This is a genomic window from Abyssibius alkaniclasticus (assembly GCF_020447305.1).
Lineage (GTDB): Bacteria > Pseudomonadota > Alphaproteobacteria > Rhodobacterales > Rhodobacteraceae > Abyssibius > Abyssibius alkaniclasticus.
Map to the genome: position 1 here is coordinate 2,631,009 of NZ_CP095732.1, position 17,389 is coordinate 2,648,397.

Annotated in this window: 14 protein-coding genes and 1 pseudogene; 9 read left to right on the plus strand and 6 right to left on the minus strand. The window is 61.0% G+C overall.

Annotation, left to right across the window (positions count from 1 at the left end; translation table 11 throughout):
- Positions 1-182: 182 nt before the first annotated feature.
- From LGT41_RS13100 to LGT41_RS13115, 4 genes and pseudogenes are all read left to right on the plus strand, one after another.
- Entirely contained in the window at positions 183-1,064 is an 882-nt protein-coding gene (locus tag LGT41_RS13100) for a lysophospholipid acyltransferase family protein (protein WP_274127349.1), read from the plus strand.
- Positions 1,061-1,948: a PfkB family carbohydrate kinase gene (locus LGT41_RS13105; RefSeq protein WP_274127351.1), complete on the plus strand. Its 888-nt coding sequence runs from the start codon at positions 1,061-1,063 to the stop codon at positions 1,946-1,948. Before LGT41_RS13100 ends, LGT41_RS13105 begins: the two co-directional genes overlap by 4 nt.
- A complete protein-coding gene (locus LGT41_RS13110; protein WP_274127353.1) occupies positions 1,945-2,850 on the plus strand; it encodes a pseudouridine-5'-phosphate glycosidase in 906 nt (301 codons plus the stop codon). The genes LGT41_RS13105 and LGT41_RS13110 overlap by 4 nt, the downstream gene beginning before the upstream one ends.
- A gap of 56 nt (positions 2,851-2,906) precedes the next feature.
- Positions 2,907-3,446 (plus strand): annotated as a pseudogene (locus LGT41_RS13115) (DUF502 domain-containing protein); the annotation flags it as partial.
- 231 nt (positions 3,447-3,677) lie between these two features.
- Here LGT41_RS13115 and LGT41_RS13120 read toward each other — a convergent pair.
- Positions 3,678-5,495 carry an extracellular solute-binding protein gene (locus LGT41_RS13120; protein ID WP_274127354.1) on the minus strand — a complete coding sequence of 606 codons (1,818 nt, stop codon included), beginning with the start codon at positions 5,493-5,495 and terminating at the stop codon, positions 3,678-3,680.
- Positions 5,496-5,767: 272 nt separating this feature from the next.
- On the opposite strand from LGT41_RS13120, the gene LGT41_RS13125 reads away from it, so the two are divergent.
- Together LGT41_RS13125 and LGT41_RS13130 are read left to right on the plus strand one after the other, a co-directional pair.
- On the plus strand, positions 5,768-6,544 hold the full coding sequence (locus tag LGT41_RS13125; RefSeq protein WP_274127355.1) for a 3-hydroxybutyrate dehydrogenase: 777 nt from the start codon (positions 5,768-5,770) through the stop codon (positions 6,542-6,544).
- Positions 6,544-7,584, plus strand: a complete 1,041-nt coding sequence (locus LGT41_RS13130; protein ID WP_274127356.1) for a patatin-like phospholipase family protein — start codon at positions 6,544-6,546, stop codon at positions 7,582-7,584. Before LGT41_RS13125 ends, LGT41_RS13130 begins: the two co-directional genes overlap by 1 nt.
- Positions 7,585-7,593: 9 nt before the next feature.
- Here the strand turns inward: LGT41_RS13130 and LGT41_RS13135 are convergent, their stop codons facing one another.
- Positions 7,594-8,217: a helix-turn-helix domain-containing protein gene (locus tag LGT41_RS13135; protein WP_274127357.1), complete on the minus strand. Its 624-nt coding sequence runs from the start codon at positions 8,215-8,217 to the stop codon at positions 7,594-7,596.
- Between the two features lie 191 nt (positions 8,218-8,408).
- Between LGT41_RS13135 and LGT41_RS13140 the strand changes: the two genes are divergently transcribed.
- The gene (locus LGT41_RS13140) at positions 8,409-9,068 is read left to right on the plus strand and encodes a DsbA family oxidoreductase (RefSeq protein ID WP_274127358.1); all 660 of its coding nucleotides are present in this window, start codon (positions 8,409-8,411) and stop codon (positions 9,066-9,068) included.
- Here the strand turns inward: LGT41_RS13140 and mfd are convergent.
- Together mfd and LGT41_RS13150 are read right to left on the minus strand one after the other, a co-directional pair.
- A complete protein-coding gene (gene mfd, locus LGT41_RS13145) occupies positions 9,065-12,511 on the minus strand; it encodes a transcription-repair coupling factor (protein WP_274127359.1) in 3,447 nt (1,148 codons plus the stop codon). The genes LGT41_RS13140 and mfd overlap by 4 nt on opposite strands.
- Positions 12,512-12,548: 37 nt before the next feature.
- Positions 12,549-13,064: a component of SufBCD complex gene (locus LGT41_RS13150; RefSeq protein WP_274127360.1), complete on the minus strand. Its 516-nt coding sequence runs from the start codon at positions 13,062-13,064 to the stop codon at positions 12,549-12,551.
- Positions 13,065-13,176: 112 nt separating this feature from the next.
- Between LGT41_RS13150 and hemB the strand changes: the two genes are divergently transcribed.
- Positions 13,177-14,175, plus strand: coding sequence for a porphobilinogen synthase (gene hemB, locus LGT41_RS13155; protein WP_274129728.1), 999 nt, complete (start codon positions 13,177-13,179; stop codon positions 14,173-14,175).
- Positions 14,176-14,285: 110 nt separating this feature from the next.
- Positions 14,286-14,837: a lipid-binding SYLF domain-containing protein gene (locus LGT41_RS13160; protein ID WP_274127361.1), complete on the plus strand. Its 552-nt coding sequence runs from the start codon at positions 14,286-14,288 to the stop codon at positions 14,835-14,837.
- A gap of 86 nt (positions 14,838-14,923) precedes the next feature.
- Here the strand turns inward: LGT41_RS13160 and LGT41_RS13165 are convergent, their stop codons facing one another.
- Together LGT41_RS13165 and LGT41_RS13170 are read right to left on the minus strand one after the other, a co-directional pair.
- Positions 14,924-16,597: a ribonuclease J gene (locus LGT41_RS13165; RefSeq protein WP_274127363.1), complete on the minus strand. Its 1,674-nt coding sequence runs from the start codon at positions 16,595-16,597 to the stop codon at positions 14,924-14,926.
- The gene (locus tag LGT41_RS13170) at positions 16,594-17,373 is read right to left on the minus strand and encodes a type III pantothenate kinase (protein WP_274127365.1); all 780 of its coding nucleotides are present in this window, start codon (positions 17,371-17,373) and stop codon (positions 16,594-16,596) included. Before LGT41_RS13170 ends, LGT41_RS13165 begins: the two co-directional genes overlap by 4 nt.
- Positions 17,374-17,389 lie beyond the last annotated feature (16 nt).

The window sequence follows — 17,389 nt, forward strand, 5'->3', positions numbered from 1 at the left end:
ATTTAGTGAGCGCAGATTACCCCCTTCGGCGGAAATACGCAAGAGGGGCTTTGTGACAATTGGAACAAACTCGCGCATTGCGCGCAGAATCCCCACATTATCCGGTGACAATGTGCAAATATGCCTGTATCCCGCAAGAAAAGCGCAGGACTTGCACGCGCAGCTATTAAAGGCCATGCCTGATGAAAACCGGTGCCCATATTGACCCGAAATATATTTCGTTCAACCAGTCGCTGCCGCGCGGGTTGCAATCGGGCACCATTCGGCTGATCGAGAACCTGACGGGGCGCATCAAGGTGCTGCGCCTGGCGCATAAACATGCCACCGAGCCTGCCTTGCCCGGCAATTTCTGGAAACAGGCGCTGACCCGGATGCGGGTGGATAACGAAGTATCCGACGCCGCCCTTGCCCGCATTCCCAAAACCGGCCCGCTGGTGGTGTTCGCCAACCACCCGCATGGTTTGGTTGACGGGATGGTGCTGTGCAACAATATCGCGCGCGTGCGCTCCGATTTCAAAATCCTGACCCGCCCGTTTCTGACCAAGCTTGAAGAGATCAACCCGCATATGATGCCCGTGGCCTATAACCACGAGCCCGATGCGATTGAGAAAAATATCCAGATGCATAAAGACGCCATTGCCCATGTGCGTGGCGGTGGCTGTCTCATCCTGTTTCCCGCCGGGGCCGTGGCCCGCGCCAAAAGCTGGTGGGGCGATGCCGAGGAGATGGAGTGGACGCCCTTCATGGCGCGGCTCATTCTGCGCGGCCATGCACAGGCGCTGCCCATGTATTTCAGCACGCAGAACAGCCGCTGGTTCCAGATGGCAGCGCAGTTTTCCGACACGGCGCGCCAGGGTCTGCTGATGCATGAAATCGCCCGCAGCTTCGGCACCACGATGCGCCCCATTGTCGGCCAGCCGATTCCGCATACCGCCTTTCAGGGCATGGGGCTGAAAATGCCGGAAATGACCCGCAAACTATACGAAATAACAATGGCGCTGGCCCATTCCCCCGATGGCGACGCCTTGCCGGCCGAGTTGAACCTGCCGCGCGCTGCTGAATGAGTTTGCCGCCGGTTCTGTGCATTGGCGCAGCCCTGTGGGATGTGCTTGCCGCGGCCAGCCGCAGCATGAAGATCGGCGATGATATTCCCGGCACGATCATCCGCCGCCCCGGCGGCGTGGCGCTGAACGTGGCCGTGGCGCTGGCCGCGCATGGCGTTCCGCCCGGGCTGCTGGCCACGATTGGCGCGGATACCGATGGCGACACGCTGGTCGCGCTGCTTGAAGCCCAGGGCGTTGATTGCCGCCATGTCTTGCGCACGGCCGCGCCGACCGACAGCTATCTGGTCATCGAATCCCCCGGTGGGGACATTTTTGGCGCGATTGCCGATTGCGCGGGCCTGGAGCAGGCCGATACCGCCGTGCTTGCCCCCGCCATCAGCGGCGCGCTGGCGCCGTTCAGTGGCGAAGCGGTGGTCGATGGCAACCTGCCCGACAGCGTGCTTGCCCGCCTGCACGACCTGCTGCCACAGGCGCGGCTGTCGCTTGTGCCCGCCTCGCCCGGCAAGGCCGCCCGCCTGCGCGAGCCGATCAAACACGGCCATGCCGCGATTTATGTGAACAGGTTCGAGGCCGAGATCATTTGCGAATCTGCCTTTGCCGATAGCGCCAGCGCCGCTTGCGCCCTGGTTGAAATGGGCGCGCGTTTTGCCCTTGTGACCAACAGCGCCGCCCCCGCCAGCCTTGCCAATGCCGCCCATTGCATCAGTCGCACGCCGCCAAGGGTGAACAGCATTTCCACCACCGGGGCGGGCGATGTTGTGCTGGCCGCGCATTTTGCCGCCCGCCTTGCCAGCCCCGACCCCGATAGCGAAGCGGCGATGACCGCACAACTGACAGCCGCGCTGGATGCCGCCGCTGCCCATATTACAAAGGCCACAACATGAAGCTCCCCCTTGTCTTTTCCGCCGAAGTTACCGCCGCACGCGCGGCAGGCACGCCTGTTGTGGCGCTGGAATCCACCATCATCACCCACGGAATGCCCTGGCCGCAAAACTATGAAACCGCCAAGCTGGTAGAGGATGACATTCGCAAAGGCGGGGCCGTTCCGGCCACAATCGCCATTCTGAACGGTGCCATCCATATCGGCCTTGATGATGCGCGCCTTGCCGAGCTTGCCCAAATGAAGAACGTCGCCAAACTGTCGCGCGCCGATCTGGCCGTGGCCTTGGCCACCGGCATTGCCGGGGCAACAACCGTGGCCTGCACAATGATTTGCGCGCATCTGGCGGGCATTCAGGTCTTTGCCACGGGCGGCATTGGCGGCGTGCATCAGGGGGCGGAAAGCAGCTTTGACATTTCGGCCGACCTGATGGAATTGGCCCAAACCCCCGTAACCGTTGTGGCGGCGGGGGCAAAAGCCATTCTCGACATTCCCAAAACGCTTGAAGTGCTTGAAACACAGGGCGTGCCGGTCATCGCCTATGGGCAAGACGAGTTTCCGGCCTTCTGGTCGCGCAAAAGCGGCATCCCTGCCCCGCTGCGGCTGGATGAACCAGCCCAAATTGCCGCCGCACAGAAAATGCGCACCGCCCTTGGCCTGCCCGGCGGCCAGCTCGTGGCCAACCCCGTGCCGGTTGAAAGCGAGATCAGCCGCGACGCCCTTGCCCCGATCATTGCCGCCGCCCAGGCCAGGGCCACGGCCGAGGGTATCAGCGGCAAGGCGGTCACACCCTTCCTGCTGGGTGCAATACTCGAGGCGACCGACGGCGCCTCGCTGGCCACAAACATTGCGCTTGTGCGCAACAACGCCCGGCTGGCGGCTGAAATTGCGCAACATTTCGGCTAAGCCACCTTTACGTGGGGTTAACGGCTACCTAGATTAGGGCAAATTCGAGGGTAATGATGGCGCGCAAAGTCAAGGCTTCCAAAAGGCAAAAAACCGTCAAGCCGAGCATTTTGCAACGCTTTCGCACCAATTTCCTGACGGGGCTGGTGATTGTCGCCCCCATTTTGCTGACCATCTATCTGATCTGGTGGATCATTACGCTGGTCGATGGGCTGATCGTGCCCTGGGTGCCGGCAATCTATAACCCCTCCTACTATCTGGGCACCGACATTCCGGGTTTCGGGGTTGTGGTTTTCTTGCTGTTCACCGGGCTGGTTGGCGCGCTGACCAAGGGGCTGTTTGGCCGCCAGTTGCTGAAATTCGGCGAAAGTCTGGTCGACAGGATGCCGGTTGTCCGCTCCATCTATAACGCCATCAAGCAGATTGCCGAAACGGTGCTGAGCCAGACGAACAGCTCGTTTCAACATGCCTGTCTGGTGGAATATCCGCGCAAGGGCATTTGGGCCATTGCCTTTGTGTCGACCGAAACCAAGGGCGAAGTGAATGTTCGCACTGGCGACCAGACGGTTCTTTCGGTCTTTCTGCCCACCACGCCGAACCCGACATCGGGCTTTTTGCTGTTCGTGCCAAAGGCCGATGTTGTGCTGCTGGACATGACGGTTGAAGAAGCCGCCAAGCTGGTCATTTCGGCCGGGCTTGTAACGCCACCGATGCGCGAAACTGGCACAGGGCCGGGCAAGGGCGCGATCGGGGTCAATCCCGCAGCCGTTGTAAAAACCAAGCCGCAATTGGCTGGCGTGGCCCTGCGGGCCACGCCGCCAAACCGGCTACTCAGCGTCCTCCCACCACCAGACATCGGGCAAAAAGCCGACCCAGTCGCCATAGATCGGGATATAGTCGGGGTAGCGCAGCCGTGCATCATGCGCCAGCCAGCTTTCGGGGTTATACCAGAACGGCACCACATAGCGCCCGGTCATCAGCGCACGGTCAAGCGCCTGGGCGGCGGCGGTAAAGGCCGCATCATCGCGCGATGTCAGCATGGCCTCCACCATCGCATCGACCGCGGGCGAATTGACGCCCGCATAGTTGCGCGTGCCGGGCTGCTCCACCCCGTTGCTGCCCCAGTAAAGCCGCTGCTCGTTGCCCGGTGACAGCGACATGCCCCAGGAATAGGTGGTGACATCATAGTCATAATTGTCACGCCGTTCGGTCATTTGCGCGCGGTCCACAAGCTGCGTGGTGGGGAAAATGCCGATGGCCGCCAGTTGCTGCGTGTAAAGGCTGGCCAGCCGCTCTTCATCGGGGGTGGAAAGGGTAAACTCGAAGGTAAAGGCTTCACCCGCCTGGTTTTTCAACACGCCGTCCTGCACGGTCCAGCCCGCCGCCTCAAACAGCGCCAGCGCCGCACGGGAATTTGTGCGATTACGCTCGCCACCCGATGCCACCGGCAGCGCGTAGGGCTCCAGCGCATCGGGCGTCAGGCTATCGGCAAAGGGTTCCAGCAGGGCCACGACCGCATCCGAAGGTGCCCCCTGCCCCATGCCAAAGCGCGTGTTGGAAAAGTATGAGGCAATGCGCGGATAGCGCGACTGGTTCACCGTCTGGTTGATGAACTCGAAGTTGAAGGCCAGAATCAACGCCTCGCGCACCCGCCAATCGGCGAATATTTCGCGCCGCGTGTTCAGCACAAAGCCCGACATGCCCGATGGCCGCTGATGCTGGATGACCGATTGCACGATCTCGCCATTCACAGCGGCCGGAAAGGTATAGCCCTCTTCCCAGCGGCGCGGCTCGCCATCGCGGAACACATTTGTCAGCCCGGCGGTAAAGCTTTGGAACATCGCATTGGCATCGGTGAAATACTCATAGCGGATCCGGTCAAGGTTGTGCCGCCCGCGGTTGAAGGGCAGGTCACGCCCCCAATAATCGGGGTTGCGGTCAAAGTTGATATAGCGGCCCGGCTCGAAATCGCCCACCACATAGGGGCCAGAGCCGATGGGCACGACAAGGTCGCTTTCCTCGAAATCGCGCCCCTCGGGCCAGTCGGCCTTGCGCAGAATCGGGCGCAGTCCGATGATCAGAACAAGCTCGCGATCTTCGGTGTTGAACTCGAATCGGACAGAGCGCGGGCCGGTCTGGGTGACAGATTCGACCTTGTTCCAGGTGTTGAGATAAGACGGAACCCCCCGCGTGCCGAGTGTTTCAAACGACCAGATCACATCTTCGACAGTGATCTGCTCGCCATTGGAAAACGCCGCTTCCTCGCGCAAGGTAAACTCGACAAAGCTGCGTTCGTCATTCGTATCGATGGTTTCGCAGATCAGGCAGTAAAGCGTGAACGGCTCGTCATAACTGCGCCCCATGAGTGATTCGTAGACATGGGCGCGCACGCCGTAAGGGGCGCGCCCCTTCACGATATAGGGGCTGAACGCGTCAAACCCACCATATTCGCTATAAATCACCTGCCCGCCCTTGGGCGCATCGGGGTTGGCATAGGGCAAATTCGTATAATCCGGCCCCAAAGCGGGAGTGCCATACATGGAAATTGCATAGCTCGGCTCGGCCTGCGCCACGCCGCCAACCCCCGTGCCAAGCGCCAGCACCGCTGCTGCCGCCGCGATAAAACCGCCCATCCTGCTCATCATTTTCTGCATTCCTTTTCTTATGCGACATGCACGCCATGCGCTAACCTTAGCCCGCTCAAGGTTTATTTTCAAAAACTACTTGGACTCGCGCAGCACGAGTCGTATAGTTGGGGCACTGCTCGATAGGTTTCTTGCCTGTATGAAACCTGCCTCAATAACTTACGCCCTCTTCGTGAGGGCGTTTTTTTTTGCGCCAAATATGGCGCATGGGCAAAATGCTGCATTGCAATATCCGCCGCCGCTCCACAAGTTAGGGTTACAGGAGGATCATCATGACATCACTCAGCAACAAACTGGCCGTGATCACCGGCTCGAATTCAGGCATTGGCCTTGGCGTGGCCGAGGTTCTGGCGGCGGCGGGCGCGAATATCGTGCTTAATTCCTTTACCGACCGCGACGAAGACCATGCGCTTGCCGCCGATCTGGCCAAGCGCCACGGGGTCAAGGTGCGCTATATCGCGGCCGACATGTCCAAGGGCGATGACTGCCGCCAGCTGATTGCCAAGGCGGGCGATGTGGATATTCTGGTCAACAATGCCGGCATTCAACATGTCGCCGCGATCGAGGAATTTCCCGCCGCGAAATGGGATGCGATCATAGCGATCAATCTGACATCCTCGTTCCACACCATTGCCGCCGCCCTGCCCGGAATGCGCAAGCGTGGCTGGGGGCGGATTGTGAATATCGCCTCGGCGCATGGGCTAACGGCGAGCCCGTTCAAATCGGCCTATGTATCGGCCAAGCATGGCGTTGTCGGGCTGACCAAGACCGTCGGGCTGGAAACGGCAGAGGTGAACATCACCTGCAACGCCATCTGCCCCGGCTATGTGCTGACCCCGCTGATCGATTCCCAGATTCCCGACACGATGAAGAAATACAATATGACCCGCGAGCAGGTCATCCGTGATGTCTTGCTGGAGCGCCAGCCGTCCAAGGAATTCGCCACGATCGAGCAGATCGGCGGCACGGCGGTGTTTCTGTGCAGCCCGGCAGCAGACCAGATTACCGGCACGACCATCTCGCTTGATGGCGGCTGGACCGCGCTGTAATGGCCAAAATGCGCCGCATAAACCTGGCCCTGCAGGGTGGCGGGGCGCATGGCGCATTTACATGGGGCGTGCTTGACAGGTTCCTGCAAGAACCCGGGCTGGAAATTGCCGGCATTTCCGGCACATCGGCGGGCGCGTTGAACGGCGCGGCGCTCAAATCCGGGCTGGTGGCTGGCGGGGCGGAAGCCGCGCGCGAAAACCTTGCCTGGTTATGGGCCCAGGTCGGCGCGGTGAACGACCCGCGCCTGTTGCAATGGATGGCGCCGCAACAGGCCGGGCTGGAGCGTTTCAACAGCCTGCTTGGCCCCTTCGCCCCGCAAGCCGTGGCCGAAGCCATTGGCCGGGTGTTCAGCCCCTATGACTATGGGGTTTTCTACGCCAATCCGCTGCAAGACATCGCCGAGCGGTTTCGCTATGACGATGTGTGCCACAGCGCAGGTCCGGCGCTGCATATCGCGGCGACCAATGTGCGCAGCGGCAAGATCAGGGTCTTTTCCAATGCCGATATCTCGGCCAAGGTCATTCTCGCCTCGGCCTGCCTGCCCACGCTGTTTCAGGCCATCGAAATCCCCGATGCGAAAACCGGCAGGCTGGAGGCCTATTGGGATGGCGGCTATACTGGCAACCCGGCGCTGTTTCCTTTGTTCGACCCGAAGCTGCCCAATGACATTGTGATCGTGAATATCAACCCCCTGGAGCGTGACAGCCTGCCGCGCACGGCCCAGGATATTCAGAACCGCATCAACGAAATCAGCTTCAATTCGTCGCTGTTGCGCGAGTTGCGCGCCATTCAGTTTGTGAAAACCCTTATCGCCGACGGGCATATCGACCCCGGCAAGATGAAGGATGTATTCGTGCATATGGTCGCCGATGATGCGCTGATGAACCGGCTGACGGCCGCCACCAAGGCCTATGCCGGGCCAACATTGCTGGCCGAGCTTAAAGCCGCAGGCCAAGACGCCGCTGAAGGCTTTCTAAGCGCGCATAGCGATGATCTGAACAAACGTGGCAGCGTCGATTTGCGGGCGATGTTCAGCTAGCCAAGCCCATTAACCCAAGGACGTCACCCATAAAATCACCGCATCTTCGTCGCTGGTTGAAATCACGTTATGGCCCATCGTGGCATCGTAATAGGAACTGTCGCCACGGCGCATGTCTACCGGCTCGTAAAACTCGGTATAAAACACAATCGCGCCCGTCAGCACATACATGAATTCTTCGCCATCATGGCGCACCCAGCCATCGAACTCGTCCATTGCGCGCGCCCGCACCGTGGCGCGGTAGGGCAGCATGGCCTTTTGGGTAATGTCTCCGGCCAGAATTTCATGCTCGTAAGTGGCCGTGATATGCCGCTTGCCCTGCCCGGCCCGTGTGACCGAGCGCCGCCCCAGCACGCGCGCATCCTTTGGCGCGGTAAAAAGCTGCGGAATCGAAATATTCAGCCCGGTAGCCAGCTTGCGCACGGCATCGAATGTGGGCGACATCTGGCCGTTCTCAATTTTGGACAGGGTCGAGCGCGCCAGCCCGGCCTGTTGCGCGGCCTGCTCCAGTGTCCAGTTGCGCGCCTTGCGCAGCTCGCGCACGCGCAGACCAAGGTCGAGATGCTCAACCGTTTCGGTGGCGCCGCTTGCACGGGCCACGGACAGAATGGAAGGTTGGTTCAAATCGCTCATACGCGCCCGCTGCTGAATCTGGCGCTATTTAGGGCAAGCCGCGCGGCGAATGCAACGCCGCTGGTGCATTTTACATTCGCAGCCCCGCACAGACCGGCAGGGCGCTATCTGTTTTGCCCCATCCGGCATGGCATCCTGTGCCAAACCTGACTATTGTGCCGCCAACATATCCAAACCCAAAGGCACCCCGCATGAGTACACGGCTTGACATCATCTCCGACCCGATCTGCCCCTGGTGCTATATCGGCAAGGCGCGGCTGGAAGCTGCGCTGCAAAACGCGCCCGCCGGTGTGTTTGAAATCCACTGGCACCCGTTTCAGCTAAACCCCGATATGCCGCCCGAAGGCCGCGACCGGCGCGAATATCTGGAAGGCAAGTTTGGCGGCAAGGAAGGGGCCGTGCGCGCCTATGCCCCCGTGGCCACAGCGGCCGAAGAAAGCGGGCTGGTCATGAACCTTGAAAAGATCGCCCGCACGCCCAACACGCTGGATGCACACCGGCTTATCCATTGGGCCGGGGTGGAAGGCGTGCAAAATGCCGTGGTTGACGCATTGTTCGATGCCAATTTCGTGCAAGGGCTGGATATTTCCGACCATGAGGTTCTGGCCGATATCGCCGAGGCGGCGGGGATGGCGCGCGCGCCAACGCTGGCGCTTTTGCAATCCGACGCCGACCGCGATGATATTCAGGCGCGCGACAAACAGGCCCGCGAAATGGGCGTGGGCGGTGTGCCCTGCTTCATCGTCGCCAATAAATATGCCGTTGAGGGCGCGCAGCCTGCCGAGACCTGGGCGAATATCATTGCCGAAATTGACGCGCTTGTGCGCGGCAAGCCCGACGCGCCCAACTAGGCCTTCGCCAGCTTCGCCAGATCGCGCGCTATGGAATAGGCGCCGCGCACGCGGTCGGCTTCCGATACCCATGCGCGGGTGATGATGATCTTGTTATCCTTCACCCGCGCCTGGCCCTTTTCGCCCTGAATGAAAGTGACCAGCCCGGCAGGGTTGGCATATTTGTCGCGGTGGAACTGCACGGTGGCCCCTTTCGGGCCGCCATCGAGCCGGGCTATGCCCGCACGCCGACACGCATCCTTGATGCGCACGATGTTCATCAGCATGTTCACCTCGCGCGGCAGCGGGCCGAAACGGTCGATCATTTCAGCGGCAAAGCCTTCCAAATCCACCTTGCTGGCCAAAGCCGAAAGCCGCCGGTAAAGCCCCAGCCTCACATCAAGATCGGCGACATAGCTGTCGGGGATCAGCACCGGCACGCCAAGGTTGATGGTGGGCGACCATTGCTCGTCCATCTCGGCCAGGCCTTCCAGCCCGCCCGATTTCATCTTGGCAATCGCCTCTTGCAGCATGTCCTGATACAGCTCATAGCCCACTTCGCGCACCTGGCCCGACTGTTCTTCACCCAGCAAATTGCCGGCGCCACGAATGTCCATATCCTGGCTGGCCAGCGAAAACCCCGCGCCCAGACTGTCCAGACTGCCCAGCACGCGCAGCCTTTTTTCGGCCTGAACGGTCAGCTTGGCGCGGGGCTGCGTGGTGAAATAGGCATAGGCGCGCAGCTTGGAGCGCCCGACACGGCCCCGGATCTGGTAAAGCTGCGCCAGCCCATACATATCGGCACGATGCACGATCAGCGTATTGGCGGCCGGAATATCAAGCCCGGATTCGATGATCGTCGTGGCCAGAAGCACATCGTATTTGCCATCGTAAAAGGCGTTCATCCGGTCATCCAGCTCGCCCGCCGCCATTTGGCCGTGGGCGACAACATAAGAAAGCTCGGGCATCTGCTCACGCAAAAATTCCTCGATATCCGGCAGATCGGCGATGCGCGGCACCACATAAAAGCTTTGCCCGCCGCGATAATGCTCGCGCAGCAGGGCCTCGCGCAATGTCACCGGGTCGAACTCGGAAACATAGGTGCGGATGGCCAGCCGGTCGACGGGCGGCGTGCCGATCAGGCTAAGCTCGCGCACACCGGACAGCGCCATTTGCAACGTGCGCGGGATGGGCGTGGCCGAAAGCGTCAGCACATGCACCTCGGAACGCAGCTGTTTGAGCCGCTCTTTATGGGTCACGCCAAACTTCTGTTCCTCATCAATCACGATCAGGCCCAGATTGGCGAAGCGCACATCCTTGGCCAGCACCGCATGGGTGCCGATGACGATATCGACCTTGCCGCGCGCCAAACCTTCGCGCGCATCGGCCATGTCCTTGCTGGAGACAAAGCGGGACATGGGGCGCAGGTTGATCGGCAGACCGCGAAAACGATCGGCAAAACTTTTGAAATGCTGGCGGGCCAGCAGCGTGGTGGGCGCAATCACCGCCACCTGCATTCCATTCATTGCGGCAATAAAGGCGGCGCGCATCGCCACCTCGGTTTTGCCAAAGCCGACATCGCCGCAAATGAGCCTGTCCATCGGCTGGCCCGATTCCAGATCGGCCAGCACATCCGCAATCGCGGCCAACTGATCGTCGGTTTCCTGATAGGGGAAGCGGGCGCAGAACTCGTCCCACATGCCCTCGGGCGGGGTCAGCACGCGGCCCTGGCGCAAGGCACGCTCGGCGGCCAGCCGGATCAGCTTTTCGGCAATATCGCGGATGCGTTCCTTCAGCCGTGCCTTGCGGGCCTGCCACGCGCCACCGCCAAGCCGGTCGAGCAGGCCTTCCTCATGGCCGAAACGGCTAAGAAGCTCGATGTTTTCAACCGGCAGGTAAAGCTTGGCCGCTTCGGCATATTCAAGCGCAATACAGTCATGCGGCGCGCCAGCGGCGGTAATGGTTTCCAGCCCCAGATAGCGCCCGACGCCATGATCGACATGCACAATCAGATCACCCGGTGTCAGGCTTTGCGCCTCGGTCAGGTAATTCTCGGCCTTCTTGCGGCGTTTGGGCGCACGGATAAGCCGGTCACCCAGAATATCCTGCTCGGCAATTACCGTCAGCCCGTCGGCCTCAAACCCCGCCTCCAGCGCCCAGATGACCAGCGAAAGGCTGCCTTTGGGGCGGTCCTCCCAATGCTCCAACAACTGGTGGTCGGCAATATCGGCATCATCCAGCATATGCTGGAACCGGTCGCGCGAACCTGCCGAATAGCAGGCCAGCACCACATGCCCGGCCTTGCGTTTCTCGGCAATATGCGTGGCCAGCGCCCCGAAAAGCGATACATTCTCCTGCTGGCGTTCGGGTGCAAAGCTGCGCCCCGCGCGCCCGCCCGCATCAACACAGCCCGGCCCCGGTGGCTGCGGCAGGGGCGATAACTGGCGCACGGCGCGGTTTTGCAATGCGGCGGCCAGTGCGGCCGGGTCCAGATAGGTTTGTTCGGGCGGCACGGGCTTATAGACGCTGCCCATGCGCGCGCGGTTGTTCAGCGCCTCGCGCCGTGTGTCATACTGGTCTGCAATCTGGGTCCAACGCGCATCGTGCAGGGCATCCAACCCATGATCGAAAACCACGGGTGCCGCGGGCAGATAATCAAACAGCGTTTCCATCTTGTCATGAAAAAACGCCGCCCAATGCTCCATCCCCTGATGTTTGCGCCCTGCCGATACCGCCTCGTAAAGCGGATCATCGGTGCCTGCCGCGCCGAAATTGGCACGGTATTTGGTGCGGAACCGCTCAATCGCCGCCTCATCCAGCGCGATTTCGCTGGCCGGCGCCAGTTCGATGACCGAGATCTTTTCAACCGTGCGCTGGCTTTGCGCATCAAAGCGGCGCGCCCCGTCCAGCACATCGCCAAACAGATCCAGCCGCACGGGGTTTTCGGCACCCGGCGGAAAAATGTCGATGATCCCGCCGCGCTGCGCGTATTCACCCGGCTCGGTAACGGTTGAAACATTGGTGTAACCCATGCGCACAAGGTAGGCTTTAAGCGCCTCAAGGTTTACGCTGCGCCCGACCTCGGCCACAAAACTTGCGCCCAGAATATGCTTGCGGGCCGGCACGCGCTGGATGGCGGCATTGAGCGTGGTCAGCACCAAAGCGGGCCGCTCAAACCCCTGTGCCAGCAGCGCCAGCGTGGCCATGCGGCGCGCGACAATTTCACCATTCGGTGAAATCCGGTCATAGGCCAGACAATCCCACGCCGGAAAATCGAAGACCGGCACATCGGCCGCCAGCAGGGCCAGCGCCTCGCGCAAGGCGGCAAGGCGCGCATCGTCGCGCAGCACGACCAGCATCGGGGCCCTGGCGCGCGCCAGATCGCGCGCGATAACGCGGGCGTCAAACCCTTCTGGGGCGCCGCCAACAAGAGTGCGGCCAAGGGGCAGGTTCGGCTGGGTCATGCGCGCCGCCTAGCAACTGCGAAAGCCATTGGCAAGCCTAATGCGGGGCGTTCATGACTTTCAGAAAATACCATGTGGCCACGCCGGTTTGCGCCAGTATCGCGCATAGCCCGATAACCTGGTTCCAAAGCCGCCGCCGCGAAAGCGCAAGCCGCAGCGGCGCACCTTTCAGCCCGTCACGACTTACCCGCAACGCCAGGCGCACCGTAAAGACATTGGCAAAGATCAGCGGCGCGACCAGCATGGTCAGCGCCTGCGCAATTTCCGAGCCAAAGCCAAAGCCGAGCGTGACAAGCACGGCCAGAATGAAGGCAACAAACCCGGCCATGAACACGCCACCCCGCTCCATGAAATAGCGCAAGCGCGTGGAATAGACGACGGCAAGCGCATCGACATGTTCTTCCCAGGCCCCGCCAAGCCGTTCGGCGCGCTGCACACAATCATGCGGCACGCCCATTGTGAAATGCGAATTCATCGACCAGGCAACGACCGTCAGAATCCAATACCAAAGGCTCCAGAAACTGTTGAGGTCTAGTATTTCAAAATTGGGCACGCATCTCTCCTACCGGCTGGCCAAATCTAAGGTTTCTGGCCGGCTATTCAATTGCAAAACCGCTTGGCGAGGCGGCTTTCGCATGGCATTCAGGCTGAAAGAGGAGAATGTGATGACCCCGACCGTCGCCCCCTACCCGCTTGCCCGTTCGCGCCGCCTGCGCCGCACCCCCTGGCTGCGCGATATGGTTGCCGAAAACCGGCTGCACGTGGCCGATCTGATCTGGCCGATCTTTGTGCGCGCTGGCGACGGGGTTGAAGAACCGATTGCCGCCATGCCCGGCGTGGCGCGCATGTCGCTCGATCGTGCGGTGGCAGCGGCCCGGCAGGCGGCGGGGCTTGGCATCCGCTGCATGGCGCTGTTTCCTTACACCGATGTTGCGCTGAAAACACCGGGGGCCGAGGAGGCTTGGAACCCCGACAACCTTGTGAACCGCGCCACCGCTGCTATTAAGTCCGCCGTGCCGGATATGGGCATCATGCTCGATGTCGCACTCGACCCCTATAACAGCGACGGGCATGACGGGATTATGCGCAATGGCGTGGTCGTGAACGATGAAACGCTCGATTGTCTTGTAAAACAGGCGCTGGTGCAGGCCGAGGCGGGCGCCGACATTCTTGGCCCATCCGATATGATGGATGGCCGTATCGGTGCTATCCGCCGCGCGCTGGAGGCTGAGGGGCGGCAGGATGTGGCGATCATGTCTTATGCCGCCAAATATGCCAGCGCCTTTTACGGCCCGTTCCGCGATGCGGTCGGGGCTGGCGCGCTGCTGAAGGGTGACAAGAAAACCTACCAGATGGACCCGGCCAATTCCGATGAGGCCCTGCGCGAGGTGGCCCGCGATATTGCCGAAGGGGCCGACATGGTGATGGTCAAGCCGGGAATGCCCTATCTCGATATATGCAGCCGCGTGAAGCGCCAGTTCGGCGTGCCGACCTTCGCCTATCAGGTATCGGGCGAATATGCGATGATCATGGCGGCCGCGCAAAACGGCTGGCTGGATGGCGACCGTGCGATGGTGGAATCGCTGCTGGCCTTCAAACGCGCCGGTTGTGACGGCGTGCTGACCTATTTTGCGCCGCGTATCGCCAAGTGGCTTCAGGCATGAATCGGCGGCAAGCCGCCACAGGCTGCGCATTTTCTGGCTGAAATGCAAAAGTCATGCTAGATTTAGGGCAATCCGGCACAGACCGGCCCAGATATATGGAGAGCGAGCAAATGAATACGTTAACACGCCGTGGTTTCGTTGTGGCCGGCGCCGCCACGCTGGCCGGTTGCGCCAATGGTGCTGTGACCGGCTCCGCCGCGCAGATAGATGCCAATGTCGATGACGCGCTGCAACGCATGTATTCCAGCATTCCCGGCTCGCGCGAGGCGGCGCAAGATGCGGCTGCGCTGCTGGTCATGCCCTCGGTCACCAAGGCCGGGTTGTTTATCGGTGGCTCTTATGGCGAAGGCGCGCTGCGCATCGGCAATGCCACGGTCGATTACTTCTCGGTCGCCTCGGCGTCGCTTGGCTGGCAGATCGGCGGGCAGCAATTCAGCCATGTGCTGTTTTTCATGACCCCCGAAGCCCTGCGTGATTTCCGCACATCCGATGGCTGGCAGGTTGGCGTTGATGCCGAAGTGGTGGTGGAAGAAGAAGGCGGCGCGATCGGCCTGTCATCGACCACATCCAACCGCCCGGTCATTGCCGTTGTCTTTGGCAATCGCGGTCTGATCGTTGGCGCCTCGCTGGCCGGTGCGAAATATTCGCGGCTGGTGCGTTAGGGGCTGCGCCGTCCCGGGCTTGACCCGGGACCTCTGGCACAAGGGTGAGGTCCCGGGTCAAGCCCGGGACGGCGCGCGCCTAGACCCTATTCGTATTCCATACGGTTGATCAGCACGGTGCAGACCGGCTTTTTGCCGGCTTCGGCCTTGCAGACCTTGTTCACCGCACGTTTCACCAGCTCTTCAACCTTGCTATCCTTGTCAAGGTCACGGTTCTTGGCGCGGGCAAGCTCGGCGGCAACGCCTTCCTCAATCGCGGCTGAAAGCGCCTCGAAATCGCCCTTGGGGGCCGGCACGCCCAGTGTTTCGGCCCAGGGTGCATCCAGCACCTCGCCGCTATCATCCAGCATGACATTCACAATCACATGACCGCGCAGCGCCATGTGCATCCGTTCGCGCACAATCCCGTCTAGCGCGTTGATCAGCAAGCTGCCGTCGAGATAGGTGCGCCCGGTTTCGATATGCTCGACCACTTTTGGATGCTCGGCGCTCAGATCGACCAGGCTGCCATTGGGGGCGATGATGGTCTTGCGGCCATTCTCATCCGACAATTCGGCATGTTTGCGCAAGTGTCGATATTCGCCATGCATCGGCACAACAATCTGCGGGTTGATCAGCGCCTGCATTTCCAGCAGATCGGGGCGGTTGGCATGGCCGGAAACGTGGTAGCGGTCATCGTCAGCCACAACATTCACGCCCTTTTCTGCAAGCGCATTCCAGATGCGCGCCACGCCGGTTTCATTGCCCGGAATGGTTTTGGAGGAAAACAGGAAGGTATCATCCGGCTTCAGGCTCAGGCCCATATAACCATCGCCCGCCAGCTGGGCAGATGCGGCGCGCCGCTCGCCCTGGCTGCCGGTGGCCAGCACCATGACCTTGCCCCGTGGCATGTCATTGGCCAGATCGATATCGACCACGGCCGGAAAATCTTTCAGCACGCCGGTTTCAACGCCGGTCTGGATCATCGTGCGCATAGCGCGGCCCAGCACGACAACCGAACGGCCCGCAGCCTTAGCCCCCTCGGCCAGCGTTTTGAGCCGCGCAACGTTGGAGGCAAAGGTCGTGGCCACAACAAGGCCGGAGGCCGTGGCCATCAGCTCTGTGATCGGCTCACGCAGGCTGGTTTCCGACCGGCCCGCATGGGGGGAGAACACGTTCGTGCTGTCACAAACCAGCGCCAGCACGCCGGGTTTGGCCACTTCGCGCATTGCTTCGGGGTCGAACGGCTCGCCCACCAGCGGGCTTGGGTCGCATTTGAAATCGCCGGTATGCACAATGCGGCCTGCCGGTGTGTCAATCACAAGGCCGCTGGCCTCGGGAATGGAATGTGACAGCGGCAGAAAGCCAACCCTGAACGGCCCGGCCTCAACCATATGCGGCAGCGGACCCACGGTTTTGACATTGGCGGCATCAACGCCCGCGCGTTCCATTTTATTGCTGGCAATCGCGGCGGTAAACTTGCGGCTGTAAACCGGCGCCTGAAGCTGCGGCCAGAGCAGGCCAAGCGCGCCGACATGGTCTTCATGCGCATGTGTGATGAAAATCGCGACCAGACGGTCGGCGCGCTCGATAATCCAGCTCGCATCGGCCATGATCAGATCGACCCCCGGCGTGCCATCCATATCGGGGAAGGTCACGCCCGCATCGACAAGGATATACTCTTCCTTGCCCGCTGGCCCGTAGCCATAAACATACATGTTCATGCCGATTTCACCGGCCCCGCCCAGCGGCAAATAAATCAGCCGGTTTTTCTTGCTCATACGTAAGTGCTTTCTTGATTTCGGCTGGCGATCAGCACCAGTCCGTGAATTGTTAGATCGGTGTCAATGGCATCGAAAATGTCCGAGCCTTGCGCAAAAAGCGGTGAAAGCCCGCCAGTTCCGATGAATTTCATGTCGCGCCCGCGCTCGGCGGCTATGCGGCGACACAGGCCTTCGACCAGCCCGATATAGCCCCAGTATATGCCCGATTGCATACACGCAACTGTATTCGTGCCAACAACCCTGTCGGGCTTGGTCACATCGATATGCGGCAAGGCTGCGGCGGCCTGGTGCAGGGCTTCCAGCGACAGGTTCACGCCGGGGGCGATTATCCCGCCTTCATAGGCGCCGTCATGGCCAACCACATCAAAGGTGGTCGCGGTGCCGAAATCGACAATCACCAATTCCGGGCCAAAGCGGTTGAACCCGGCCACGGTATTGACCAGCCTGTCGGGGCCAACGCGGGTATCGGCATCCACGCGCACAGGCACGCCAAGGTCAACATCGGGCTTGCCGACAACCATCGGGCGGCAGTTGAAATAGCGGTCTGAAAGCACACGGAGGTTGAAGACAACACGCGGCACTGTCGAGGAGATGATCACGCGGCGGATGGCCCCCGCAATGCCCGCATATTCCATGAGCTGCTTGAGCCAGACATAATATTCATCTGCCGTGCGGCGATAATCCGACACGCAGCGCCATTGGCCAAGCAGGCGCGTGCCGTCATGAATGGCGAAAACGGCGTTTGTATTGCCAACGTCAATGGCCAAAAGCATGGGTGTTACTCCGCAA